Below are 24,158 nucleotides of genomic sequence, written 5' to 3'. Positions count from 1 at the left end.
TTATGCAAGTCAAGCGTTTTTTCGCCGCCGATATGCGTCAGGCCATGAAGCTGGTCCGTGATGAGCTGGGCTCCGATGCCGCCATCATTGGCAACCGCCGCATCGCCGGGGGTGTCGAGCTGACCGCCGCGCTGGACTACAAGCTGTCCGCGCTGGCCCCCCGCGTGCCCAACGTCGCGCTGGAAGAAGAGCTGCGCAAGACTCAGTCGCGCATCGCCACAGCCCAGGCCGAACTCGACAACCGCGCCGAGGCCAGCGAAGGCAACCGCCAATTGTTTGCCGGCCAGTCGCTGACCGCGGCCGAGCCGTTGATCGAGCCGCACGTTGAGGCGCCGGCACCCGCTGCCGCGCCCGCCCCGGCACCGGTCGACCCGCGCCTGTTCGACGCCATGCGCTCGGAGCTCTCGGGCCTGCGCGAACTGCTCGAAGTGCAGCTCGGCTCGCTGGCCTGGAACCAGCTGCAGGGCAGCAAACCGGCACAGGCCAACCTCTGGCGTCGCCTGCAGCGCATCGGCCTGTCCGGCCCGATCGCCCGCGAACTGCTCGACCTCATCCAGGAGATCGAAGAGCCGCGTCAGGCCTGGCGCATGTTGCTGGCGCACCTGGCGCGGATGATCGAAGTGCCGCAGATCGAGCCTATCGAAGAGGGCGGGGTCATCGCCATGGTCGGCCCTGCCGGCATGGGCAAGACCACCACCCTGGCCAAGCTGGCGGCACGCTATGTGCTCAAGTACGGCCCGCAGAACCTGGCCCTGGTGAGCATGGACAGCTTCCGCATCGGTGCCCAGGAACAGCTCAAGACCTTGGGGCGCATCCTCAATGTGCCGGTGACCTACGTCGACCCTGGCCAGTCGCTTGCAGCAGCGCTGGAGCCGCTGCTGCGCAAGCGCGTGGTCCTGATCGATACCGCCGGCCTGCAGGCCAGCGACCCGGCCCTGCGCATGCAACTGGAAACCCTGGCCGGGCGTGGCATCGCCGCGAAGAACTACCTGGTGCTGGCCACCACCAGCCAGAAGCAGGTGCTGACGGCCGCCTACCATAGCTACAAGCGCTGCGGCCTGGCCGGCTGCATCCTGACCAAACTCGATGAAACGGCGAGCCTCGGCGATGTGCTGAGCCTGGCCATCAGTCATGAACTGCCCGTGGCCTACCTCACCGATGGCCCGCGTATTCCTGACGACCTGCACCTGCCACGCCCGCACCAACTGGTGACCCGCGCGGTCAATGTGCAGTTGCAGGACGAGCCCAGCGAAGAGGCAATGGCCGACATGTTCGCTGATCTCTACCACAACCCGCGGCGCGCGGGTTGAGGATGAAGCGTATGCAAAGTACCTACATTCCGGGGTTGGCAGTGTTGCCCCGCGTGTGGCTTGGGTCCAAGCGAGACAAGGTAAACAACGAACATGGGTAGCATGCATCCCGTACAGGTGATCGCCGTCACCGGTGGCAAAGGTGGCGTCGGCAAGACTAACGTTTCAGTGAACTTGTCCCTGGCGCTGGCTGAACTCGGCCGCCGGGTGATGTTGCTGGACGCCGACCTTGGCCTGGCCAATGTCGACGTATTGCTGGGCCTCACCCCGAAGCGCACCCTGGCCGATGTCATCGAAGGGCGCTGCGAGCTGCGCGACGTGCTGTTGCAGGGGCCGGGCGGTGTGCGCATCGTGCCGGCCGCCTCCGGCACCCAGAGCATGGTGCATCTGGCCCCGGCGCAGCACGCCGGGTTGATCCAGGCCTTCAGCGAAATCGGCGACAACCTCGATGTGCTGGTGATCGACACCGCTGCGGGTATCGGTGACTCGGTAGTCAGCTTCGTGCGCGCCGCCCAGGAAGTGCTGCTCGTGGTGTGCGACGAGCCGACCTCGATCACCGACGCCTACGCGCTGATCAAGCTGCTCAACCGCGACTACGGCATGAACCGTTTCCGCGTGCTGGCCAACATGGCGCAAAGCCCGCAGGAAGGGCGCAACCTGTTCGCCAAGTTGACCAAGGTCACCGACCGCTTCCTCGACGTCGCCCTGCAATACGTCGGTGCCGTGCCTTACGACGAAAGCGTGCGCAAGGCGGTGCAGAAGCAGCGTGCGGTGTACGAGGCGTTCCCGCGCTCCAAGTGCGCCCTGGCGTTCAAGGCCATCGCGCAGAAGGTTGACAGCTGGCCGTTGCCTGCCAACCCGCGCGGCCATCTTGAGTTCTTCGTCGAGCGCCTGGTGCAACCCACCAGCGCAGGGCCCGTGCTATGAACGCGAGCGGCTTCAAGATGTACAGCAAGGCGTCGAAAGACGCCCAGTTCGAACTGGTGGAGCGCTATGCACCGCTGGTCAAGCGCATTGCCTACCACCTGCTGGCGCGCTTGCCGGCCAACGTCCAGGTCGAAGACCTGATCCAGGCCGGCATGATCGGCCTGCTGGAAGTGGCCAACAAATACGACGCCAGCAAGGGCGCCAGCTTCGAAACCTACGCCGGTATCCGCATCCGCGGGGCCATGCTCGACGAGGTCCGCAAGGGCGATTGGGCACCGCGTTCGGTGCACCGCAACACGCGCATGGTCAGTGACGCGATGCGCGCCGTGGAAGCAAGAACTGGCCGCGACGCTAAAGATCATGAAGTTGCTGCCGAACTCCAATTGAGTCTCGATGATTACTACGGGATCTTGAACGATACCTTGGGCAGCCGCCTGTTCAGTTTCGACGACCTGCTGCAGGACGGCGAGCACGAAGGGTTGCACGAGGACGGCGCCAGTAGCCAGGTCGAGCCGTCACGCGATCTGGAAGACGAGCGCTTCCAGGCTGCCCTGACCGATGCGATCGCCAACCTGCCGGAGCGTGAGCGCCTGGTGCTGGCGCTGTACTACGACGAAGAGCTGAACCTCAAGGAAATCGGTGAGGTGCTGGGGGTCAGCGAATCGCGTGTCAGCCAGTTGCACAGCCAGTGTGCCGCGCGCCTGCGCAGCCGCCTGGGGGAATGGCGGGCGCGTTGAACCGGGGTCGTTGCAGTCGTTTTCCACGTTGTACCGAATTGAATGAATACGCGTGCTCGGGGCCGAGCGCGTTTGAGACTGCTTGGAGGTCTACTTGAACAAAGACATGAAAATCCTCATCGTTGACGACTTTTCGACGATGCGGCGGATCATCAAGAATCTGTTGCGTGACCTGGGCTTCACCAACACCGATGAAGCCGACGACGGCACCACCGCGCTGCCGATGCTCGAAAGCGGCCATTACGACTTCCTGGTGACCGACTGGAACATGCCGGGCATGTCCGGTATCGACCTGCTGCGCAAGGTGCGTGCCCACGACCGGCTGAAAACCATGCCGGTGCTGATGGTGACCGCCGAAGCCAAGCGCGACCAGATCATTGAAGCGGCCCAGGCCGGCGTGAATGGTTACGTGGTCAAGCCGTTCACGGCCCAGGTGCTCAAAGAAAAGATCGAGAAAATCTTCGAGCGCGTCAACGGCTGAGTCACGTCAGGGGGCGCCATGGAATCAACAAACACGTCATTGGGGGAGTTCGAGTCGACCCTCAAGAAGCACGCGCAAGAACTGGTGTCGAGCCTCGAGAAGGGGCACTTCGGCGATGCCGTGCAACTGATTCACCAGCTCAACCAGACCCGCGACCGTGGCCTGTACCAGGAGGTCGGCAAGCTCACCCGTGAGCTGCATAGCGCGATCGTCAGCTTCCAGATCGACCCGCGCATGCCGCAGGCCGAGGAAGTCTCGCAGATCACCGATGCCACCGAGCGCCTGTCCTACGTGGTCAAGCTCACCGAGGGTGCGGCCAACCGCACCATGGACCTGGTGGAGGAGAGCACTCCGGTGGTCAACGCGCTGGCCGCCGAGGCGCAGGGCCTGAGTGTCGACTGGCAGCGCTTCATGCGCCGCGAAGTCGCAGCGCCGGAGTTCCGCGAACTGGTCAAGCGTGTCGACAGTTTCCTGACGCACAGCGCCGAGGGCAACCGCAAGGTCGCCGGCCACCTCAACGACATACTGCTGGCCCAGGACTATCAAGACCTGACCGGCCAGGTGATCAAGCGCGTGACCGCGCTGGTCACCGAAGTGGAAAGCAATCTGCTCAAGCTCGTGCTGATGGCCAGTCAGGTCGACCGTTTTGCCGGTATCGAACATGACCACCAGCAGCTGCGCGCTGAAAAAGATCAAGAAAAACATCCGACTCGGGGTGAAGGTCCGCAGATTCATGCCGATAAGCGTGAAGACGTTGTGTCCGGTCAGGACGACGTCGACGATCTGCTGTCCAGCCTGGGTTTTTAAGGAGCACGTTTAATGAGCTTCGGCGCCGATGAAGAAATCCTTCAGGATTTCCTGGTAGAAGCCGGCGAAATTCTTGAGCAACTGTCCGAGCAACTGGTCGAGCTGGAAAGCCGGCCCGACGATGCCGACCTGCTCAATGCGATCTTTCGCGGTTTCCACACTGTAAAAGGGGGCGCCGGCTTCCTTCAGCTGAACGAGCTGGTGGAGTGCTGCCACATCGCCGAGAACGTGTTCGACATCCTGCGCAAAGGTGAGCGCCGGGTCGACGCGGAACTGATGGACGTGGTGCTCGAAGCACTGGACACGGTCAACAGCATGTTCGGCCAGGTGCGTGAGCGCAGTGCCGTGACCCCGGCCACCCCGGAGCTGCTGGCGGCCCTGTCGCGCCTGGCAGAGCCCGCCAGCGCCGATGCCCCTGCGGCGGTGGTCGAGGCTGCGCCCGAGCCCGTGGCGGCCGAGGCGGACATCACCGACACCGAGTTCGAACAGCTGCTCGACTCGCTCGATGCGGTCAAGGCCGAAGCGGCCGCTGCCCAGGCGCAGATGCAGGGCGAGACCCTGAGCGGCTCGGGTGATGACATCACCGACGCCGAGTTCGAGTCGTTGCTCGACCAGTTGCATGGCAAAGGCCAATTCTCGCCCGAAGTCGCCGCCGCCGACGCGGGGGGCGAAGCCAGTGCGCCGGTGAGCGACGAGATCACCGACGAAGAATTCGAGTCGTTGCTCGACCAGTTGCATGGCAAAGGCACCTTCCAGGCCAACGCTTTGCCGGCTGCCGCCGCTGCAGTGGAAAACGTGGCCGCGCCTGCCAGCAGTGACGAGATCACCGAACACGAGTTCGAAGCGTTGCTCGACCAACTGCACGGCAAGGGCAAGTTCACCGGTGAAAGCGTTGCTGGTGAAGCAGCGGTTGCCGCGCCAGCGCCGGTTGCGGCGGTGGCCGAAAGCAAACCGATCGCCAAGCCGGCACCGGCACCGGCACCCGCGGCTGCGGCTGCCAAGCCAGCAGCGCCAGCCCGTGCTCCGGCCCCGGCCGCGGAAAAGCCTGCCAGCGAAGCAGAAACCACCGTGCGCGTCGATACTGCGCGCCTGGACGAGATCATGAACATGGTCGGTGAGCTGGTGCTGGTGCGTAACCGTCTGGTGCGCCTGGGCCTGAACAGCGGCGACGAGGCCATGTCCAAGGCTGTGTCCAACCTCGACGTGGTCACCGCCGACCTGCAGACCGCGGTGATGAAAACCCGCATGCAGCCGATCAAGAAGGTGTTCGGCCGGTTCCCGCGCCTGGTCCGCGACCTAGCTCGGCAGTTGAAGAAAGAGATCAACCTGGAGCTGGTCGGTGAAGAGACCGACCTCGACAAGAACCTCGTCGAGGCCTTGGCCGACCCGCTGGTGCACCTGGTGCGCAACGCCGTCGACCACGGCGTCGAGATGCCGGACGAGCGTGAAGCCGCCGGCAAGGCCCGCACCGGCCGCGTGGTGCTCTCGGCCGAGCAGGAGGGTGACCACATCCTGCTGTCGATCTCCGACGACGGCAAGGGCATGGACCCGAGCATCCTGCGCGCCAAGGCCGTGGAAAAAGGCCTGATGGACAAGGACGCTGCCGACCGCCTCAGCGAGTCGGACTGCTACAACCTGATCTTCGCCCCAGGCTTCTCGACCAAGACCGAGATTTCCGACGTGTCTGGCCGCGGCGTCGGCATGGACGTGGTGAAAACCAAGATTTCCCAGCTCAACGGCTCGATCAACATTTTCTCGGCCAAGGGCCAGGGTTCGAAGATCGTCATCAAGGTGCCGCTGACCCTGGCGATCATGCCAACCCTGATGGTGATGCTGGGCAACCAGGCGTTCGCCTTCCCGCTGGTCAACGTCAACGAGATCTTCCACCTCGACCTGTCGCGCACCAACGTGGTCGACGGCCAGGAGGTGGTGATCGTGCGCGACAAGGCGCTGCCGCTGTTCTACCTCAAGCGCTGGCTGGTCCAGGGCCAGGTGCACGAGGAGCAGCATGAGGGCCATGTGGTGATTCTCTCGGTCGGCACCCAGCGCATCGGTTTCGTGGTCGACCAGCTGGTCGGCCAGGAAGAGGTGGTGATCAAGCCGCTGGGCAAGATGCTGCAGGGTACCCCCGGCATGTCTGGCGCCACCATCACCGGTGACGGCCGCATCGCGCTGATTCTCGACGTGCCGAGCATGCTCAAGCGTTACGCGGCACGGCGTATCTGATTTTCGGCGGCGCACCCTGGCGGGTTGCGCCGCCTAATGGAGTGTTTATGGCAGTCAAGGTCCTGGTGGTGGATGATTCCGGTTTCTTCCGCCGCCGCGTTTCGGAAATCCTCTCGGCGGACCCGACGATCCAGGTGGTTGGCACCGCGACCAACGGCAGGGAAGCGATCGACCAGGCACTGGCGCTCAAGCCCGATGTCATCACCATGGACTATGAAATGCCCATGATGGATGGCATCACTGCAGTGCGGCACATCATGCAGCGCTGCCCGACGCCGGTTTTGATGTTCTCCTCGCTGACCCATGAAGGCGCCCGCGTCACTCTCGACGCCCTGGATGCCGGTGCAGTGGATTACCTGCCGAAGAACTTCGAAGACATCTCGCGCAACCCGGAGAAGGTCAAGCAGCTGCTGTGCGAGAAGGTGCACACCATCTCGCGCAGTAACCGCCGTTTCGGAGGCTACGCCAGCCACGCGCCGGCCAGCGCACCTGCGCCGGCCAGCAGCCATGCACCGGCCAGCAGCCTGGCCAGCGCCGCACCGGTACGTGCTGCCGCGCCTGCCCGTGCGGTTGCGCCGGCACCGGCCGCAACGCACGCCCCGGCGCCCAAGCGCAAGCCTTACAAGCTGGTGGCGATCGGTACCTCCACCGGCGGCCCGGTGGCCCTGCAGCGGGTGCTGACCCAGTTGCCGGCCAGCTTCCCGGCGCCGATCGTGCTGATCCAGCACATGCCCGCTGCCTTCACCAAGGCATTCGCCGAACGCCTGGACAAGCTGTGCAAGATCAGTGTCAAGGAAGCCGAGGACGGCGACGTGCTGCGCCCGGGCCTGGCGCTGCTGGCCCCTGGCGGCAAGCAGATGATGATCGACGGCCGTGGCACGGTGAAGATCCTGCCAGGCGACGAGCGCCTGAATTACAAGCCGTGCGTGGACATTACCTTCGGCTCGGCCGCCAAGTCCTATGGCGACAAGGTGCTGTCGGTGGTGCTCACCGGCATGGGCGCCGATGGCCGTGAAGGTGCGCGCCTGCTCAAGCAGGGCGGCAGCACGGTGTGGGCCCAGGATGAAGCCAGTTGCGTGATCTATGGCATGCCCATGGCCATCGTCAAAGCCAACCTGGCCGACGCGGTGTACAGCCTGGATGAAATCGGTAAACACCTGGTCGAGGCTTGCGTCTGATGGATGTGCTCAGCCTGATTGGCCTGATCCTGGCATTTGTCGCCATCGTAGGCGGCAACTTCCTCGAAGGTGGCCACGTGGGGGCCTTGCTCAACGGCCCGGCCGGCCTGATCGTGCTCGGTGGCACCCTGGCGGCGGCCTTGCTGCAGTCGCCGCTGCCGGCATTCAAGCGCGCCTTGCAGATCTTGCGCTGGATTTTCTTCCCGCCGCGGGTCGACCTCGCCGGTGGTATCGACCGTGTGGTCAACTGGAGCCTGACGGCGCGCAAGGAAGGCCTGCTCGGCCTGGAAGGCGTGGCCGATGCCGAACCTGACCCATACGCCCGCAAGGGCCTGCAACTGTTGGTCGACGGTGCCGAGCCGGAATCGATCCGCAGCATCCTCGAAGTCGACTTCCTGACCCAGGAAAGCCGTGATATCCAGGCCGCCAAGGTGTTCGAGAGCATGGGCGGCTATGCCCCGACCATCGGTATCATCGGTGCGGTCATGGGCCTGATCCACGTTATGGGCAACCTGGCTGACCCGTCGCAGCTGGGTAACGGCATCGCCGTGGCCTTCGTCGCCACCATCTACGGCGTGGCCAGTGCCAACCTGATCCTGCTGCCGATCGCCAACAAGCTCAAGGCCATCGTCCTGCGCCAGTCGCGCTACCGCGAGATGCTGCTCGAAGGCCTGCTGTCGATTGCCGAGGGTGAAAACCCGCGCTCGATCGAGCTGAAGCTACAAGGCTTCATGGAGTAAGCCATGCGCCGTCGCCGTCATACCGAGGAGCATGAAAATCACGAACGCTGGCTGGTGTCGTACGCCGACTTCATCACCTTGCTGTTCGCCTTCTTCGTGGTCATGTATTCGATCTCCTCGATCAACGAGGGCAAGTACAAGGTCATTTCGCAAGCGCTGCTCGGGGTGTTCAACGACCCTGAGCGCAGCATGAAGCCGATCCCGATCGGCGATGAGCAGCCGCTCAGCGTGAAACCGGCGCAGCCGCTGATCAAGGACAGCGAGCAGACCGATGCGGGCCTGGCGCAGACCAGCGTCGACCCGTTGAAAACCATCAGCGACGATGTGCGCGATGCCTTCGGCGACTTGATCAAGTCCGACCAGATGACCGTGCGTGGCAACGAGCTGTGGGTGGAGATCGAACTCAATTCATCGCTGCTGTTCGGCAGTGGCGATGCCATGCCCAGCGACCAGGCATTCGCCATCATCGAGAAGGTCGGCAAGATCCTCAAGCCGTTCGCCAACCCGGTGCATGTCGAGGGCTTCACCGACAACCTGCCGATCCGAACGGCGCAGTACCCGACCAACTGGGAGCTGTCTGCAGCGCGGGCAGCGAGCATCGTCCGGCTGCTGGCCATGGAAGGGGTCAACCCGGCGCGCATGGCCTCGGTGGGCTATGGCGAGTACCAGCCGGTGGCCAGCAACGACAGCGCCGAAGGGCGTGCGCGCAATCGTCGGGTGGTGCTGGTGATTTCCCGTAACCTCGAAGTGCGCCGTAGCCTGACCGGCTCGGGCAGTGCCAACGCCACTGCGGATGCTGCGCTGCGTCGTGCTGGCACACAAAGTGCACCGCCAGCCCCAGCAGCGACGACGGCGAGGTGAGCCGTCAATTCTCTGTCACCGCATGCCCTGTGGCAGCCGGCGACACCAATGAAACAAGAGTTGTCCTATGAGAGTCTGGGCAGTAGCCAATCAAAAAGGTGGCGTGGGCAAGACCACCACCACTATCGCCCTGGCCGGCCTGCTGGCCGAGGCGGGCAAGCGCGTGGTCGTCGTCGACCTCGACCCGCATGGCTCGATGACCAGCTATTTTGGGCACAACCCGGATGCCCTGGAGCACAGCTGCTACGACCTGTTCCTGCACAAGGGCAGCGTGCCCGAGGGCCTGCCGGGGCAGTTGCTGTTGCCGACCAGCGATGAGCGTATTTCGCTGCTGCCTTCGAGCACGGCGCTGGCGGTGCTGGAGCGCCAGTCGCCAGGGCAGAGCGGCCTGGGGCTGGTGATCGCCAAGAGTCTGGCGCAGTTGTGGCAGGATTTCGACTTTGCGCTGATCGACAGCCCGCCATTGCTTGGCGTGCTGATGGTCAACGCCCTGGCTGCGAGCCAGCAGCTGGTGATTCCGGTGCAAACCGAGTTTCTTGCGGTGAAGGGCCTGGAACGCATGATCGGCACCTTGGCCATGGTCAACCGTTCGCGCAAGCAGGCGTTGCCGTACCAGATCGTGCCGACCTTGTTCGACCGCCGCACCCAGGCTTCACTCGGCACCCTGAAGGTGCTGCGCGATACCTATGAGCACCAGGTGTGGCAGGGCTACATCCCGGTCGACACGCGCCTGCGCGATGCCAGCCGCAATGGCGTCACGCCGTCCCAGTTCGATGGCAAAAGCCGCGGCGTGATCGCTTATCGGGCACTGCTCAAGCATATGCTGACCTACAAGCCCGCTGCGCAGGTGGCCTCATGAACCGACCCGTCGGCACCAAGCCGCAACTGGCCCTGCAGTCCTACCTCGATGGGCTGTTGCAGGAGGCCACCGAGGCCGAGGACATCGTCGCACTGCCAGGCTCGGCTGCAGAACCCTTGGCAGATGAGGAGTTCGCCGCCGCCGTGCGTGAAGAGCAGGCGCGCGACGCTCACCCGCCAACCCGTGTCGCCAGGCCTTTTGCCGAGCCGCAGGTGCAGGTGTTGCCCGCCGTGCTGCCGGTCGAGCAGCCCGTGGTGGCGGTGGTCGAGACGCAAGTGCTGGCTGAAGCCAGCATCCCGGTGCTGACCGAAGTACCCACGCCGGAGCCGGTAGCACCGTTGGTGGACGTGCACCTGCCAGCGGCCAGCATGGCTGACACACCGGCACCTCCGGCCAGCGTCGATGGCCGCCCGGCCTGGGCGGCCGAGCCGTTCGAGTGCCTGCTGTTCGACGTTGCCGGTTTGACCTTGGCAGTGCCGCTGGTATGCCTGGGCTCGATCTACAGCCTGGAGGGCCAGGAGTTGACGCCGCTGTTCGGCCAGCCGGACTGGTTCCTTGGCATCCTCACTTGCCAGGCCGGCAACCTCAAGGTGCTGGATACCGCGCGCTGGGTGATGCCCGATCGTTACCGCGACGACTTCCGGCAGGGCTTGAACTACGTGATTTCCGTCCAGGGCTACGAATGGGGCCTGGCGGTCCATCAGGTCAGCCGCTCGCTGCGCCTGGACCCGGCCGAGATCAAGTGGCGCAGCCAGCGTGGCCAGCGCCCCTGGCTGGCTGGTACGGTCATCGAACACATGTGTGCACTGCTCGACGTCGCCGAACTGGCCGAGCTCATCGCCAGCGGTGCGGTCAAGCAGTTGCATGCCAAACAGAAATGACACCGAACACAACCGCCAACAGCGGATTTAGAGGGCTAGGGGAATGAAAAAGTCGTCTGCGCAAGGTTCTGAAGATCCGATCCTGCAGTGGGTAACCTTCCGTCTGGACAACGAGTCCTACGGCATCAACGTCATGCAGGTGCAGGAAGTGCTGCGCTACACCGAGATTGCACCGGTGCCGGGCGCGCCAAGCTACGTGCTGGGCATCATCAACCTGCGCGGCAACGTGGTGACGGTGATCGACACCCGCCAGCGCTTCGGCCTGATGCCGTCGGATGTGACCGACAACACCCGTATCGTCATCATCGAGGCTGACAAGCAAGTGGTCGGCATCCTGGTCGACAGCGTCGCCGAGGTGGTGTACCTGCGCCAGTCGGAAATCGAAACGGCGCCGAACGTGGGCAACGAAGAGTCGGCCAAGTTCATCCAGGGCGTATGCAACAAGAACGGCGAACTGCTGATCCTGGTCGAGCTGGACAAGATGATGACCGAGGAAGAGTGGTCCGAGCTGGAGAACATCTGAGTTGATCTTCGAGGTGGCGGTAATCCTGCTGGCGCTGCTGTGGGCCCTGAGCCTGTGGTTCTTCCTGAACTACAGCAAGCGCCAGCGCGAACTGGCGGCGCAGCAGGCCGTGGGCGATGCCCTGCGCGACCAGCGCATCAAGGACCTGGCCAAGCGCCTGGATGACTACCAGAACGGCACCGTGCGCATGGGTGAGGCGCTCCATGAACTGCGCGCGACCGTGGCGCCGCTGCCGGAAAAGCTCCAACAGCTGGAGCAGCGCGACCCCAGCAGCGTGACCTTCACCCAGGCCGCCAAGCTGGTGGGCATGGGCGCCAGCGTGGCGGAGCTTACCGAAACCTGCGGCCTGACCCAGGCCGAGGCCGAGCTGATGAGCAAGCTGCACCGCAGCGAGTGATGAACAAGGCGACCTGGGGTCGCCTTTTTCTTGCCGGCTTCAGGGGCGCGCCCAGGCGTGGAAGTGGCCGGGCCGGGCGAAGCGGTTCAGCGGCAGCAGCTCGCGCAGCAGCGCGTTGTACTGCTGCAGGTCGACGAACTGCCACGAGTTCAGGCGCGGCAGGGTGTACAGGTTCATGACCTGGCGCAAGGTGCGCAGGGCCGGCAGGCGCTGGTCGATCACCGCAGTGAGCAGGGCCGGCCCGGTGAGCTGGCTGAGGCGCTCGGCATAGCGGTAGAAGCCTGGCGGGTCGTCGCGCAGGGTCGGCCGTTGCTCGTAGAAGTCGGGGTGCGCCAGGTAGCGCGTGCGCATTTCCTCGGATATCGCCAGCAAGGTCGGGTTGCCGGGGTGGCTGCCGATCAGGCTGGTGTTGTACAGGCAATTCATGCTCAGCCGTTCGTTGGACATCGGCGGCGGCAACAGCAGGCCGTCTGCGCCAGCGAGCAGGGGCACGTGATCGATGCTTTCGCCTTCGGTGGCCGGCAGCAGCACATCGTCGACATCCATGTACAGCCCGCCGAGCTCGTGCAGCATCGGATAGCGCAGTACGTCCGCGGCCGACGCGTAGTTGCTGGCGATACCGCCATTGCCGTCCAGGGCGGCCTGGTATTGCGCATGGTAGGGGCCTTGGCGGAAGTTCCTGAAGAACCCTTGCTCCTCCAGCGGCAGCACTTGCAGGCCAGGGGCCCGTTCTTTCAGCAGGCGTACGTTCTCGGCGTAGGCGGCAGGCGAGGTGTTGGAAAGGAACAGTTGCAGGCCGTATTCACTGTCGCGCAGGCGCGCGGCATTGCTGGCCAGGTTGTCGATCAGGGACGGGTCGATGACGCGGTCACCAACCCACAGACAACTGATCTGTTTGGGGATCGGCGTGCTGCCTTCGGCCATGACCGGCAGATGCACCGGCAGCGGCAGGTCGACACCCAAGGCGCGCAAGCTGCGGGTGCGCATGGCGTCAGTGACTTCACGTGGGGTATCGAGCGGTCGCAGGTTGCGGCTGTTCGGCTGCGCGACATGGCCCACCGGTTCGAGGTCATTGAGGTCGTGTTCATCGATGAACACATCGGCGGCCATGTCATAGACGACGCGTGTGTTGTAGCCGCCGATACTGGTTTGCAGCTGGTCCGGGCCGCCATCGTACTGCGGCACCCGGATCACCGCCTCGGCAACGGCCGGGTCGCCGTCGGGCAAGGGCGCGATCGGGGCGTGGGTGTGGAAGTAGGGGGCGACGTCGATATCCGGCAACTGCGGCGCCATGAGCGGGCTCAGCGGATAGCCGATCTGGTCGTTGACCCGGGTGGGCGCGACGAAGGAGTCGTTCTTGACCTCGAACAGTGCGCTGCTCCTGCTCGCACCGTGGATGAGCAGCGGCAGGGCGTTGAACAGACCCCAGGTGATATTGCCGACGCCTTCCTGCTGCTCCTGCAGGTGCTTGCCAGTGATCACCTGGTCCAGGCCCAGCCCCAACTGCACGATGCCACCTATCGCCAGCAGCGGGGCGAGCCCGGGTACCACGAAGCTCAGCGGGGCCACCAGGTTCAAGGTGGCGTTGAGGTAATGGCGCCACTTGGCTTTACTGACTTCACTGTTGCTGGTGATGATGAAATCGGCATCGTCGTAGCTGCGCTGGCGTTGCCGTTCGGCCAAGGCCTGGAAGATGTCGCCGGTGATTTTCGGGTTGTATCTGGCTGGCCGGTAGTTGACGTAATCGCGCGGCGACCAGACACCATCATCATTGAAAAAGCCGTGTTCGGGTGGCAAAGCGTGCGAAGCAGGGTAGGCGCCCAGGCCTTCCAGGGCGGTGTCCAACCCACTGAAGTCGATGCCCTGGGGGCCATCGGCCAACCTGAAGTGCTGCTTCAACGCCTGGCGCTTTGCCGGGTCTTTGCACTGCGTGCCTATCCAGTCCTTGAGCGCTGTTTCGCTGGCGAACTCCAGCAAGGGTGAGCTGTTACCTGGCACATAGAGCACCGTCATGTCGCTGATGGCGTCGTTGATGTACAGCAGGTCGGTCGCGGCGTAGCCATAGATGCTCAGGGTACTCAGGCGCAGCCTGTCGCCCCGGGGCAGCAAGTCGCAGGCGCGCCATATGAGCTTCCTTGCCGCGTCACTCAGGCTGCCTTCACCGACCTGGCGGTTGCAGGCGGCGATGAAGTTGAGCTTGCACGACAGGCGGTGACTGGCCAGGTGGTCTTGCCAGTAGCCGTCGAGCAATGCCTTGTACTGTGCGTGGTAGTCCATGGCTTCGATATGGCTCTGCAGTGTCTCGGCAGAAAGCCCAAGCAGTGTGGAATGGTCGAGGCGGCCATCCTCGGTGCGGCGGAACAGACCGTTGAACACGCGGTACCAGGCACCGTTGTGAAGGAGCGGTGGCGCGGGCAAGGTTTCGACGATCTGCAGGCTGCCCTCGGGCAGGGTACCCGCCCAGGGCGCATGGAGCAGGTCGCCGAAAATGTCGTTGTTCGATTCGCCCTGCCAGTTCATCAGGACCGCCTGGGTCAGGCTGACCCGCTGGACCACCATGGCCACGGGAGTCTCCAGGCCCTGCTCGTGGATGTGCAGGGTGACCACGTCGATCTGTTCCGGCGCCAGTTGCACCTCGTGTTGCAGCAGCCAGGCCCTGATCGCGCGCGCTACTTCGCGATCAGGACGGGGGATGGCGGCCAGATGGTCACGGACGTATTGCACGCCTGCAGTGTTGATTCGGCTTGTCGGCATGTCGCTCACCTTTCGGATTTGGGAGCGCACAAGGCTGGGTGAGGTCTGCCGGTTACTGGCGGTAGATATCTACAGGTCGTGCCGAGGTGGCAGGTACAGGTGCTCGGGTGTGATGTCCCGTTCGCCAGCTGGCTCGTCGTCGAAACCAAACGGCACCTTGCCGCGCAGTTGCCAGGCAAAGGCGATGATTTCGGCGATGGTCAGGTACAGCGCTTCGGGGATCTGCTCGCCCAGTTCCAGGCGCGCCAGCAGGCGCACCAGTTCGGCGTTCTCATAGATCGGTACTTCATGTTCGCGGGCCAGGGCCAGGATGGCTTCGGCCAGCTCGTCGTCGCCCTTGGCCGTCAGCGTGGGCGCCTGCTGCCCGTCGTAGTTCAGGGCGATGGCCTGGCGCGGTTGCTTGTTGCTCATGCAGTTTCATCCACCCAGCGTTGTTCGACCCGCGTGCGCAGGCCCTGCGGCGGAATGCCGGGGTGGCATTCCAGGTCGCCGACTTCCAGGCCACGGGCCAGCAGGCGTTCGCGCAGCGCACTGAGCTGGCTGTCGATCAGCCGCGCGGTCTGTTCGCGCTCGGCCCACAGCTGGCCGGACAGACGCCCCTGGCTCAGTTGCGCCTGAACCTGCAACGGCCCCAGGGGCGCCAGGTCGAACGCCAGGTCGATCCGCCATAGTGCCTGCAGCGGGTCCTGCTGCTCACGCTGCTGGCGTTCGGCCTGTTGCTCCGGGGTTTCTTCGCGCTGCAGCTTCACCTGCAGGGGGATGAACTCCTGGCCGTGGCGGATCGGCACTTCGGTTTGCCAGGTGGTCTGCAGGTTGCCGTTTTCCAGCGTGCCGGACTGCTGCAGGCTGCTCAGGGCGTGGCTCTGCAAGCGCGAAATGGCGGCGGCGGCCAGGCGCAGCAGCTGTTGCAGGTCACCTTCGTTTTCCATGGCCTGCAGCAGCCGTGAGGGCAGCGGGAAGGCCCCTGGTGGTGTCCTCGGGGTGACCCGGTCGAGCATGCCCAAGGCACTGCGGGCCATGGCCGGCAGTGCCTGGGCCAGGGTGGTGGGGGCGATCATGGGGCCGCTGGGGGCAGTCATCGAAGCCTGCGCCACCAGCCTGACCAGTTGCGCCTTGAGGTCGGTGGCCACGTTGGCGCCAAGGCCGCCGAGCATCTTGGCCTCAAGGAAGGTCCCGCTGTTGCTCAGGGCCTGGGCGAGGGCTTTGCCGTCACTGAGTTGGCGGGCATCCGGCAGGTTGGTCAACAGGCTGTTGGCGGTGTTGCGCAGGCCGCTGTCGCTGTTCGGGCTGTTGGCAATCTGCTGCAGCGCACTGAGCAGGCCGGGCAAGGAAGCCTGGCGGCCTTGCTGGGCAAGCAACTGCTGGGCGATGTTCAATTGCTCCTGACGCCCACTGAGCGGCACGAACCGCAGCGACTGGTCGCCTTGCACCAGGGCGCTGAGCAGGCTGCCGATCGGCAACGGGCGCGGGCTGTCGACGGCCAAAGTGGCGCCGGCCTGAGCGGTATTGAGCAAACTGACCAGCGAGCGGAAGGTGAGCGCTTCACCCACAGGTTGGGGCAGCGCCTGGTTCGTCAGGACCTTGCCCTGCAGCAGGGTACCGACCGGTACCTTGCTGGTGTCCAGTTGGGTGAGGGTGGCGATGTTGCTGGCGTTGGCTTGTTGCACCATGACGGCCAGGCGATTGCTCTCCGGCTGGCTGACGGTGAACTGACTGCCTGGCGGGATCGGCTGGTTGGCAGTGGCCTGGACCTGTGTACGGCTGCCGCTGGCCTGGATCACTTGCAGCACCAGCTGGAAGGTACTGCCACTCTGGCGCATCGTCAGCACTTCGGCCTGAGCGGTTTCGCCTGGCTTTAGCAGGCCCGGCTGCGCCTGGGTCAGGTTGAGCAGTTCACCGGTCAGCTGGGCCTTGATCGCTTGCGGATTGATCGCGGTTTGTGCGCCGAGACTATTGATTTCAGTCATGATTGTATACAACCTGTGGAGCCCGCCCTCTTGGCAGCGTGGCAGCACGTGTAATAATGCCTGCCGCCTGTCACTGCCAGTATAACGGCAGCGAGGTGGGCGACTTGAGAAGCATATAGATAAGGCGAACCCGTGACCCTTCACCTCCAAGCCGTGGGCCTGGCCTGCGAGCGCGACTGGCGCCTGCTGTTCGAGCACCTCGATTTCCAGCTGCGCCCCGGCGACATGCTGCAGATCAGCGGCCCCAACGGCAGTGGCAAGACCAGCCTGCTGCGCCTGTTGGCCGGGCTGATGCAGCCGACTGCCGGGCAGATCCTGCTGGGTGGCCAGCCGCTTGGCGACCAGCGCCATGCCCTGGCCAGCATCCTGCTGTGGATCGGCCACGCTGCGGGTATCAAGGACCTGCTCACGGCGCAGGAGAATCTCACCTGGCTCTGTGCCTTGCACCAACCGGCTACCCCGGACGCCATCTGGTCGGCGCTCGAAGCGGTCGGCTTGCGCGGTTTCGAAGACGTTCCCTGCCATACCCTGTCCGCTGGCCAGCAGCGCCGCGTGGCCCTGGCCCGGCTGTACCTGGACAGCCCGCCGCTGTGGATCCTCGACGAACCCTTCACCGCCCTCGACAAGCAGGGCGTGGCCCAGCTCGAAGCGCACCTGGCCGCCCACTGCGAACAGGGTGGCACGGTGGTGCTGACGACGCACCACTCGCTGGAGCGCAAGCCGTCCGGCTACCGGGAACTCAACCTGGGGCAATGGGCGGCATGAGCGTATTCATCCTGTTGCTGCGCCGTGAAGCACGCCTGCTGTTCCGCCGCCCTGCGGAGCTGGCCAACCCGCTGGTGTTCTTCGCCATCGTCGTGGCGCTGTTCCCGCTGGCGGTTGGCCCGGAAAGCCAATTGTTGCAAACCTTGTCGCCTGGCCTGGTCTGGGTCGCGGCCCTCCTTGCCGTGCTGCTGTCGCTCGACGGCCTGTTCCGCAGCGATTTCGAGGACGGTTCGCTGGAGCAGTGGGTGCTGTCACCGCACCCGCTGGCCATGCTGGTGCTGGCCAAGGTCCTGGCGCACTGGATCTTTTCCGGGCTGGCGCTGGTATTGTTGGCGCCATTGCTGGCGCTGATGCTGGGCTTGCCCAGCCACTGCCTGCCGGTGCTGCTTGGTTCACTGCTGCTGGGCACGCCGGTGTTGAGCCTGCTGGGCGCTGTTGGCGCTGCGCTGACGGTCGGCCTCAAGCGCGGTGGTTTGTTACTGGCGCTGCTGATTCTGCCGTTGTATATCCCTGTATTGATCCTGGGCAGTGGTGCGTTGCAGGCAGCATTGCAGAATATGCCTGCCACCGGCCATTTGCTCTGGCTCGCCAGCCTGACGGCCCTGGCAGTTACCCTGGCACCCTTTGCGATAGCGGCCGGGCTGAAGATCAGCGTCGGCGAATAACGAGTCCCGGGCTCTCAAGCCCGGCTAATACCCTGGATGTACCTGATGAAAATGAGCTGGACGTGGTTCCACAAACTGGGTTCGCCGAAATGGTTCTATGCCATCAGCGGCCGCATGCTGCCATGGCTGGCCGTTTCCGCCGTACTGCTGCTGTTGACCGGCGTGGTCTGGGGCCTGGCCTTCGCGCCGCAGGACTACCAGCAGGGCAATAGCTTCCGCATCATCTATATCCACGTGCCGGCGGCGATGCTGGCGCAGTCCTGCTATGTGCTGCTGGCAGTGGCCGGTGTGGTGGGGCTGGTGTGGAAGATGAAGCTGGCCGATGTGGCCCTGCAATGCGCAGCGCCCATCGGCGCCTGGATGACCGCCGTGGCGCTGGTCACCGGGGCCATCTGGGGCAAGCCGACCTGGGGCAGCTGGTGGGTCTGGGATGCACGGCTGACGTCGATGCTGATCCTGCTGTTCCTGTACTTCGGCATCATTGCCCTGGGCCAGGCCATCAGTAACCGCGACAGCGCGGCCAAGGCCTGCGCGGTGCTGGCCATCGTCGGCGTGATCAACATTCCGATCATCAAGTACTCGGTGGAGTGGTGGAACACGTTGCATCAGGGCGCGACCTTTACCCTCACCGAAAAACCGGCGATGCCGGCCGAGATGTGGCTGCCGCTGCTGTGCACGGCGCTGGGCTTCTACTGTTTCTTCGGTGCAGTGCTGCTGCTGCGCATGCGCCTTGAAGTGCTCAAGCGCGAGGCACGCGCCAGTTGGGTCAAGGATGAAGTGTTGAACTGCCTGGGGCGGAGGGCCGCGCGATGAGTTTCGCTTCCTTCGGCGATTTCCTCGCCATGGGCCATCATGCCCTGTATGTCTGGTCGGCCTACGGCATCTGCCTGGCGGTGCTGGCGCTGAATGTCGCTGCGCCGGTGCTGGCCCGCCGTCGCTACCTGCAAGATGAGGCGCGCCGTTTGCGCCGGGAGAACAACCAGTGAATCCGCAGCGCAAGAAACGCCTGTTCATCATCCTCGGCCTGCTGGCCGGGGTAGCGGTTGCCGTCGGCTTTGCCTTGAGCGCGCTGCAGCAGAACATCAACCTGTTCTACACCCCGACCCAGATCGCCAACGGCGAAGCGCCGCTGGACACGCGCATTCGTGCCGGGGGCATGGTCGAGAAGGGGTCGGTGCAGCGTTCCTCCGACTCGCTCGACGTGCGCTTCGTGGTCACTGATTTCAACAAGTCGGTGCCCATCACTTACCGCGGCATCTTGCCTGACCTGTTCCGTGAAGGGCAGGGCATCGTCGCCCTCGGCAAGCTCAACGGCGACGGCGTGGTAGTGGCCGACGAAGTGCTGGCCAAGCACGACGAGAAGTACATGCCACCGGAGGTCACCAAGGCCTTGAAGGAAAGCGGCCAGGCGGCCAGCGGTGCGGAGGCCAGGCCATGAATGCAGCCCTGGTGATCCCTGAACTCGGCCAGCTGGCGATGATCCTGGCGATCTGCTTCGCTGCCGTGCAGGCCACGGTGCCGCTGCTTGGTGCCTGGCGCGGTGACAGCTTGTGGATGAGCCTGGCACGCCCGGCCGCCTGGGGCCAGTTCAGCTTCCTGGCCTTTGCCTTTGCCTGCCTTACCCATGCGTTCATGACCGACAACTTCTCGGTCGCCTACGTGGCCAGCAACTCCAACAGCGCCTTGCCGTGGTACTACAAGTTCAGCGCGGTCTGGGGCGCGCACGAGGGCTCGCTGTTGCTGTGGGCGCTGATCCTCGGAGGCTGGACCTTTGCCGTGTCGATCTTCTCGCGCCAGTTGCCGCAGGTGATGCTGGCCCGCGTGCTGGCGGTGATGGGCATGATCAGCGTCGGTTTCCTGAGCTTCCTGATCATTACCTCCAACCCGTTCCAGCGCCTGCTGCCGCAGGTGCCGACCGATGGCCGTGACCTCAACCCGTTGTTGCAGGACTTCGGCCTGATCGTCCATCCGCCGATGCTGTACATGGGTTATGTGGGCTTCTCGGTGGCCTTCGCCTTTGCCATTGCCGCGCTGCTCGGCGGGCGGCTGGACGCAGCCTGGGCGCGCTGGTCGCGGCCCTGGACCATTGTCGCCTGGGCCTTCCTGGGCGTGGGTATCACCCTGGGTTCGTGGTGGGCCTACTACGAACTGGGCTGGGGCGGCTGGTGGTTCTGGGACCCGGTGGAGAACGCCTCGTTCATGCCCTGGCTGGTGGGTACCGCGCTGATCCACTCGCTGGCGGTGACGGAAAAACGCGGGGTGTTCAAGAGCTGGACCGTGCTGCTGGCGATTGCCGCGTTCTCGCTGAGCCTGCTGGGGACCTTCCTGGTTCGTTCCGGGGTGCTGACCTCGGTGCATGCGTTCGCTGCCGACCCTGCGCGTGGCGTGTTCATCCTGATCTTCCTGCTGTTCGTGGTCGGTGGCTCGCTGACCCTGTTCGCCCTGCGCGCCCCGGTGGTCAAGAGCCAGGTCGGCTTTGCCCTGTGGTCGCGCGAGACACTGCTGCTGGCCAACAACCTGATCCTGGTGGTGGCCGCTTCGATGATCCTGCTGGGCACACTGTACCCGCTGGTGCTCGATGCCCTGACCGGCGCCAAGCTGTCGGTCGGCCCCCCTTACTTCGATGCCCTGTTCCTGCCGCTGATGGCACTGCTGATGGGGGTGCTGAGCGTGGGTGTGGTGGTGCGCTGGAAGGACACCCCCGGCAAATGGCTGGCGAACATGATGACCCCGGTGCTGATCGGCAGCGCGGTGCTGGCGCCGATCGCTGGCCTGATCGTCGACGATCTCGACTGGCCGGTCCTGAGCGCCTTCGCCCTGGCGGCGTGGGTGGTGCTGGGCGGTCTGCGCGACATCGTCGACAAGACCCGCCACAAGGGCTTGGCCAAGGGTGTGCGTGGCCTGACCCGCAGCTACTGGGGCATGCAGTTGGCGCACCTGGGCCTGGCGGTGTGTGCCCTGGGCGTGGTGCTGTCGAGCAACAACAGCGCCGAGCGCGACCTGCGCATGGCGCCGGGCGAGAGCGTCGAGCTGGGGGGTTATCACTTCCTGTTCGAGGGCGCCAGGCACTTCGAGGGGCCGAACTTCATCTCCGACAAGGGCACCATCGTCGTCACCCGCGACGGCCGTGAAGTGACGACCTTGCACCCGGAGAAACGCCTGTACACCGTGCAGCAGTCGATGATGACCGAGGCCGGCATCGATGCCGGCTTCACCCGTGACCTGTACGTTGCCCTGGGTGAACCGCTGGAAAACGGCGCCTGGGCAGTGCGCGTACACATCAAGCCTTACGTCCGCTGGATCTGGCTGGGCGGTCTGCTGACCGGCCTGGGTGGGTTGCTGGCGGCCTTCGACCGGCGCTACCGCGTCAAGGTCAAGACCCGGGTGCGTGAAGCCCTTGGCGTGTCTGGAGCTGTTGCATGAAGCGTTGGATCATGGTCGTGCCACTGGCGGTATTCCTGCTGATGGCGGTATTCCTTTACAAGGGGCTGTTCCTCAAGCCTGACGAGCTGCCGTCGGCGATGATCGGCAAACCGTTCCCGGCGTTCGCCCTGGCATCCACCCAGGGTGACCGCAACCTGACCCAGGCTGACCTGCATGGCCGGCCGGCGTTGGTCAACGTGTGGGCCACCTGGTGCCCGTCGTGCAAGATCGAGCACCCGTACCTGAACCAGCTGGCCCAGCAGGGCGTGGTAATCCACGGCATCAACTACAAGGATGACAACGCGGCCGCGCAGAAGTGGCTGGCCGAGTTCCACAACCCCTACCAGCTGGATATCCGTGACGAGCAGGGCAGCCTGGGGCTGGACCTGGGCGTGTACGGCGCGCCGGAAACTTTCCTTATCGACGCCAAGGGCATCATCCGCTACAAGCACGTCGGCATCGTCGACGCCGACGTCTGGCGCCAGCAGCTGGCGCCGCTGTACCAGGGGCTGGTCGACGAGGCCACGCCATGAGGCGCTGGCTGGCAGCCGCCGTACTGGGCATGAGCCTGGCCGGTGTGGCCAAGGCGGCTATCGATACCTACCAGTTCCGTGATGACGCCGAGCGCGAGCGTTACCAGCAACTGACCAAGGAACTGCGCTGCCCCAAGTGCCAGAACCAGGACATCGCCGATTCCAACGCACCGATCGCCGCCGACTTGCGCCGCGAGATCTTCCGCATGCTCGGCGAAGGCAAGAGCAACCAGCAGATCGTCGATTTCATGGTCGACCGCTACGGCGACTTTGTGCGCTACAAGCCGGCGCTCAGCAGCCGCACCTGGCTGCTTTGGTTCGGCCCGGGCATCTTGTTGGCCGGTGGTTTCGTGGTGCTGGCGGTGATTGTCCGCCGTCGCCGTGGCCCGGCGACCCAGGCTGCCCAGGAACTGTCCGTCGAAGAACGCGAGCGTCTCGCCAAACTGCTGGAAAAAGAACAGACCCATGACTGAATTCTGGCTTAGCGCGGGCCTGCTGCTGCTCGCCGCCCTCGGCTTTTTGCTGATCCCGATCCTGCGTGGCCGCCGCCAGCAGCAGGAAGAAGGCCGCACTGCATTGAACGTCGCGCTGTATCAGGAACGCGTCGCCGAGCTGGCCGCCCAGCAGGCGGCCGGCCTGCTCGACGAGGCGCAAATGGCCAAGGGCCGCGATGAGGCGGCGCGTGAGCTGCTGGCTGACACAGAGGGTGCGGAACCCGTGCGTCAGGGCCACCTGGGCAGGGCCCTGCCCTTGTTGGCGGCAGTGCTGGTGCCGTTGCTGGCACTCGGGCTGTACCTGCACTTCGGTGCGGCGGACAAGGTCGAGCTGACCCAGGAATTCGCCGCTGCACCGAAGACGATGGACGAAATGACCACGCGCCTGGAGCGTGCCGTGGAGGCTCAGCCCGACTCGGCTGAAGGCCTGTACTTCCTTGGTCGCGCCTATATGGCCCAGCAGCGTCCTGCCGACGCGGCACGCGCCTACGAGCGCGCTGTCGCCTTGGCCGGTCGCCAGCCCGAGCTGCTGGGCCAGTGGGCACAGGCTCTCTATTTTGCGGCAGACAAGAAATGGAGCCCGCAGGTGCAGGCGCTGACCGACGAAGCACTCAAGGCCGACCCGAATGAAGTCACCAGCCTTGGCCTGCGGGGCATTGCCGCCTTCGAAGGCGAGCGCTACCAGGCAGCCATCGACTACTGGAACCGCTTGCTGGCGCAGCTGCCAGAGGGCGATGCCTCGCGGGCGGCACTGCAAGGCGGCATCGACCGTGCGGCAGAACGCCTGGGCAGCACCGGCGGCAAACCGCAGGCCACAGCGGCAGCCCGCCTGAAGGTGCGGGTGGAGCTGGCGGCGGCGCTCAAGGACAAGGTCAAGCCTGACGACACCGTGTTCATCTTTGCCCGTGCCAGCAACGGCCCGCCCATGCCGCTGGCGGCCAAACGGGTCACCGTGGCGCAATTGCCGCTGGAAGTGGAATTGTCCGATGCTGACGCTATGCTGCCGCAGATGAAACTGTCCCAGTTCGCCGAAGTCCAACTGGTTGCACGCGTATCGCGCGCCGGTCAGCCGACCCGCGGCGAATGGATCGGCCAGGGCGCGCCGCTGGCCAACACCACTCAGGCTACCCAGCACCTGACCATCGACAGCCCAGACCAGTAAGAGAGCAACGCCATGCATAGCGCCGTCCGCCTGACCCTGATTACCCTGGCCCTGGGTTTGTCCGCGTGTACCTCGCAGCAGCCATACGAGCAGCCGTCGCCACCGATCGAGACCGTGCCACCGCACCAGGGGCCTGCGGTGAAGCCGTTGCCCGGCGGGCAGCCATCGACGCAGCCGAGCAAGCCTGCGGCGATCCCCAAGCCGATGCCGCGCACTTCCGCGAGTTTCGCACCGCCACCGGGTGGAGCCAGCCACTGGGATCCGAAGCTCGGGGTTTATGTGCTGGAGAAAAAGACCAATGTCTTTTATCGGCAGCGTACCTATTACCGCTATGACAATGGATGGAGCTGGTCGCTGAGCCCGGATGGGCCATGGCAGGAGACTGACAGCAGTGGTGTGCCGGGTGGGTTGGGTCGAGCCTACGGGCAGTAACCTGTAGGCCGGTACAGTACAGTTTCAGTTGGATAT

Annotated in this window: 26 protein-coding genes; 23 read left to right on the top strand and 3 right to left on the bottom strand. The window is 64.7% G+C overall.

What is annotated here, in order from left to right; translation table 11 throughout:
- Positions 1 to 2: 2 nt before the first annotated feature.
- The 13 genes from flhF to ACQKPS_RS23545 all read left to right on the top strand — a co-directional run bounded on the left by flhF (position 3) and on the right by ACQKPS_RS23545 (position 11,927).
- Positions 3 to 1,310, top strand: coding sequence for a flagellar biosynthesis protein FlhF (flhF, locus tag ACQKPS_RS23605; protein WP_254484347.1), 1,308 nt, complete (start codon positions 3 to 5; stop codon positions 1,308 to 1,310).
- Positions 1,311 to 1,403: 93 nt separating this feature from the next.
- Positions 1,404 to 2,237: a flagellar synthesis regulator FleN gene (fleN, locus tag ACQKPS_RS23600; RefSeq protein WP_054884183.1), complete on the top strand. Its 834-nt coding sequence runs from the start codon at positions 1,404 to 1,406 to the stop codon at positions 2,235 to 2,237.
- Positions 2,234 to 2,974 carry an RNA polymerase sigma factor FliA gene (gene fliA, locus ACQKPS_RS23595; RefSeq protein ID WP_054884182.1) on the top strand — a complete coding sequence of 247 codons (741 nt, stop codon included), beginning with the start codon at positions 2,234 to 2,236 and terminating at the stop codon, positions 2,972 to 2,974. The genes fleN and fliA overlap by 4 nt, the downstream gene beginning before the upstream one ends.
- Before the next feature lie 106 nt (positions 2,975 to 3,080).
- Positions 3,081 to 3,455, top strand: coding sequence for a chemotaxis response regulator CheY (locus tag ACQKPS_RS23590; protein WP_103446503.1), 375 nt, complete (start codon positions 3,081 to 3,083; stop codon positions 3,453 to 3,455).
- An 18-nt stretch (positions 3,456 to 3,473) separates the two neighbouring features.
- A complete protein-coding gene (locus ACQKPS_RS23585) occupies positions 3,474 to 4,262 on the top strand; it encodes a protein phosphatase CheZ (protein WP_254484349.1) in 789 nt (262 codons plus the stop codon).
- A 12-nt stretch (positions 4,263 to 4,274) separates the two neighbouring features.
- A complete protein-coding gene (locus ACQKPS_RS23580) occupies positions 4,275 to 6,488 on the top strand; it encodes a chemotaxis protein CheA (protein WP_427605708.1) in 2,214 nt (737 codons plus the stop codon).
- A gap of 47 nt (positions 6,489 to 6,535) precedes the next feature.
- Positions 6,536 to 7,666, top strand: a complete 1,131-nt coding sequence (locus tag ACQKPS_RS23575; protein ID WP_254484353.1) for a protein-glutamate methylesterase/protein-glutamine glutaminase — start codon at positions 6,536 to 6,538, stop codon at positions 7,664 to 7,666.
- Positions 7,666 to 8,406 (top strand): flagellar motor protein, encoded by a 741-nt coding sequence (locus ACQKPS_RS23570; protein ID WP_054884177.1) that lies wholly within the window; start codon positions 7,666 to 7,668, stop codon positions 8,404 to 8,406. Before ACQKPS_RS23575 ends, ACQKPS_RS23570 begins: the two co-directional genes overlap by 1 nt.
- Positions 8,407 to 8,409: 3 nt before the next feature.
- Complete coding sequence (motD, locus tag ACQKPS_RS23565) at positions 8,410 to 9,267, top strand: flagellar motor protein MotD (protein WP_054884176.1); 858 nt, start codon at positions 8,410 to 8,412, stop codon at positions 9,265 to 9,267.
- Between the two features lie 67 nt (positions 9,268 to 9,334).
- A complete protein-coding gene (locus ACQKPS_RS23560; RefSeq protein WP_054884175.1) occupies positions 9,335 to 10,126 on the top strand; it encodes a ParA family protein in 792 nt (263 codons plus the stop codon).
- Entirely contained in the window at positions 10,123 to 11,007 is an 885-nt protein-coding gene (locus ACQKPS_RS23555) for a chemotaxis protein CheW (protein ID WP_283724949.1), read from the top strand. Before ACQKPS_RS23560 ends, ACQKPS_RS23555 begins: the two co-directional genes overlap by 4 nt.
- 43 nt (positions 11,008 to 11,050) lie before the next feature.
- On the top strand, positions 11,051 to 11,530 hold the full coding sequence (locus ACQKPS_RS23550) for a chemotaxis protein CheW (protein WP_016393802.1): 480 nt from the start codon (positions 11,051 to 11,053) through the stop codon (positions 11,528 to 11,530).
- 1 nt (position 11,531) lies between these two features.
- Positions 11,532 to 11,927, top strand: coding sequence for a DUF2802 domain-containing protein (locus tag ACQKPS_RS23545; RefSeq protein WP_254484357.1), 396 nt, complete (start codon positions 11,532 to 11,534; stop codon positions 11,925 to 11,927).
- 39 nt (positions 11,928 to 11,966) lie between these two features.
- Here the strand turns inward: ACQKPS_RS23545 and ACQKPS_RS23540 are convergent, their stop codons facing one another.
- From ACQKPS_RS23540 to ACQKPS_RS23530, 3 genes are all read right to left on the bottom strand, one after another.
- On the bottom strand, positions 11,967 to 14,681 hold the full coding sequence (locus ACQKPS_RS23540; RefSeq protein ID WP_427605707.1) for a dermonecrotic toxin domain-containing protein: 2,715 nt from the start codon (positions 14,679 to 14,681) through the stop codon (positions 11,967 to 11,969).
- A 69-nt stretch (positions 14,682 to 14,750) separates the two neighbouring features.
- Positions 14,751 to 15,092: an EscU/YscU/HrcU family type III secretion system export apparatus switch protein gene (locus tag ACQKPS_RS23535; protein WP_254484361.1), complete on the bottom strand. Its 342-nt coding sequence runs from the start codon at positions 15,090 to 15,092 to the stop codon at positions 14,751 to 14,753.
- Complete coding sequence (locus ACQKPS_RS23530) at positions 15,089 to 16,648, bottom strand: flagellar hook-length control protein FliK (RefSeq protein ID WP_427605706.1); 1,560 nt, start codon at positions 16,646 to 16,648, stop codon at positions 15,089 to 15,091. The genes ACQKPS_RS23535 and ACQKPS_RS23530 overlap by 4 nt, the downstream gene beginning before the upstream one ends.
- A 132-nt stretch (positions 16,649 to 16,780) precedes the next feature.
- Between ACQKPS_RS23530 and ccmA the strand changes: the two genes are divergently transcribed.
- From ccmA to ACQKPS_RS23480, 10 genes are read left to right on the top strand one after another with little or no spacing between them, the layout of a single operon-like run.
- Positions 16,781 to 17,413, top strand: a complete 633-nt coding sequence (gene ccmA, locus ACQKPS_RS23525; RefSeq protein WP_427605705.1) for a cytochrome c biogenesis heme-transporting ATPase CcmA — start codon at positions 16,781 to 16,783, stop codon at positions 17,411 to 17,413.
- Positions 17,401 to 18,078, top strand: coding sequence for a heme exporter protein CcmB (gene ccmB, locus ACQKPS_RS23520; RefSeq protein WP_371263234.1), 678 nt, complete (start codon positions 17,401 to 17,403; stop codon positions 18,076 to 18,078). The genes ccmA and ccmB overlap by 13 nt, the downstream gene beginning before the upstream one ends.
- Before the next feature lie 45 nt (positions 18,079 to 18,123).
- Positions 18,124 to 18,891, top strand: coding sequence for a heme ABC transporter permease (locus ACQKPS_RS23515; RefSeq protein WP_313202092.1), 768 nt, complete (start codon positions 18,124 to 18,126; stop codon positions 18,889 to 18,891).
- Positions 18,888 to 19,064 (top strand): heme exporter protein CcmD, encoded by a 177-nt coding sequence (gene ccmD, locus ACQKPS_RS23510; protein ID WP_079229104.1) that lies wholly within the window; start codon positions 18,888 to 18,890, stop codon positions 19,062 to 19,064. Before ACQKPS_RS23515 ends, ccmD begins: the two co-directional genes overlap by 4 nt.
- Positions 19,061 to 19,516, top strand: coding sequence for a cytochrome c maturation protein CcmE (gene ccmE, locus ACQKPS_RS23505; protein WP_176506586.1), 456 nt, complete (start codon positions 19,061 to 19,063; stop codon positions 19,514 to 19,516). The genes ccmD and ccmE overlap by 4 nt, the downstream gene beginning before the upstream one ends.
- Before the next feature lie 11 nt (positions 19,517 to 19,527).
- Complete coding sequence (locus tag ACQKPS_RS23500; protein WP_254485543.1) at positions 19,528 to 21,501, top strand: heme lyase CcmF/NrfE family subunit; 1,974 nt, start codon at positions 19,528 to 19,530, stop codon at positions 21,499 to 21,501.
- Positions 21,498 to 22,034, top strand: a complete 537-nt coding sequence (locus tag ACQKPS_RS23495) for a DsbE family thiol:disulfide interchange protein (protein ID WP_054884165.1) — start codon at positions 21,498 to 21,500, stop codon at positions 22,032 to 22,034. The genes ACQKPS_RS23500 and ACQKPS_RS23495 overlap by 4 nt, the downstream gene beginning before the upstream one ends.
- Positions 22,031 to 22,507: a cytochrome c-type biogenesis protein gene (locus ACQKPS_RS23490; RefSeq protein ID WP_254484369.1), complete on the top strand. Its 477-nt coding sequence runs from the start codon at positions 22,031 to 22,033 to the stop codon at positions 22,505 to 22,507. The genes ACQKPS_RS23495 and ACQKPS_RS23490 overlap by 4 nt, the downstream gene beginning before the upstream one ends.
- A complete protein-coding gene (ccmI, locus tag ACQKPS_RS23485; RefSeq protein WP_254484371.1) occupies positions 22,500 to 23,690 on the top strand; it encodes a c-type cytochrome biogenesis protein CcmI in 1,191 nt (396 codons plus the stop codon). Before ACQKPS_RS23490 ends, ccmI begins: the two co-directional genes overlap by 8 nt.
- A 12-nt stretch (positions 23,691 to 23,702) precedes the next feature.
- Positions 23,703 to 24,122 carry a hypothetical protein gene (locus tag ACQKPS_RS23480; RefSeq protein WP_254484373.1) on the top strand — a complete coding sequence of 140 codons (420 nt, stop codon included), beginning with the start codon at positions 23,703 to 23,705 and terminating at the stop codon, positions 24,120 to 24,122.
- The last annotated feature ends 36 nt before the right edge of the window (positions 24,123 to 24,158 follow it).

Origin of the sequence: Pseudomonas sp. NPDC086566, from assembly GCF_050280885.1 — a bacterium.
Classification (GTDB): Bacteria; Pseudomonadota; Gammaproteobacteria; order Pseudomonadales; family Pseudomonadaceae; genus Aquipseudomonas; species Aquipseudomonas vlassakiae.
The sequence above is the reverse complement of the archived record's forward strand: the minus strand, read 5'-3'. Positions and strand labels throughout refer to the sequence as shown.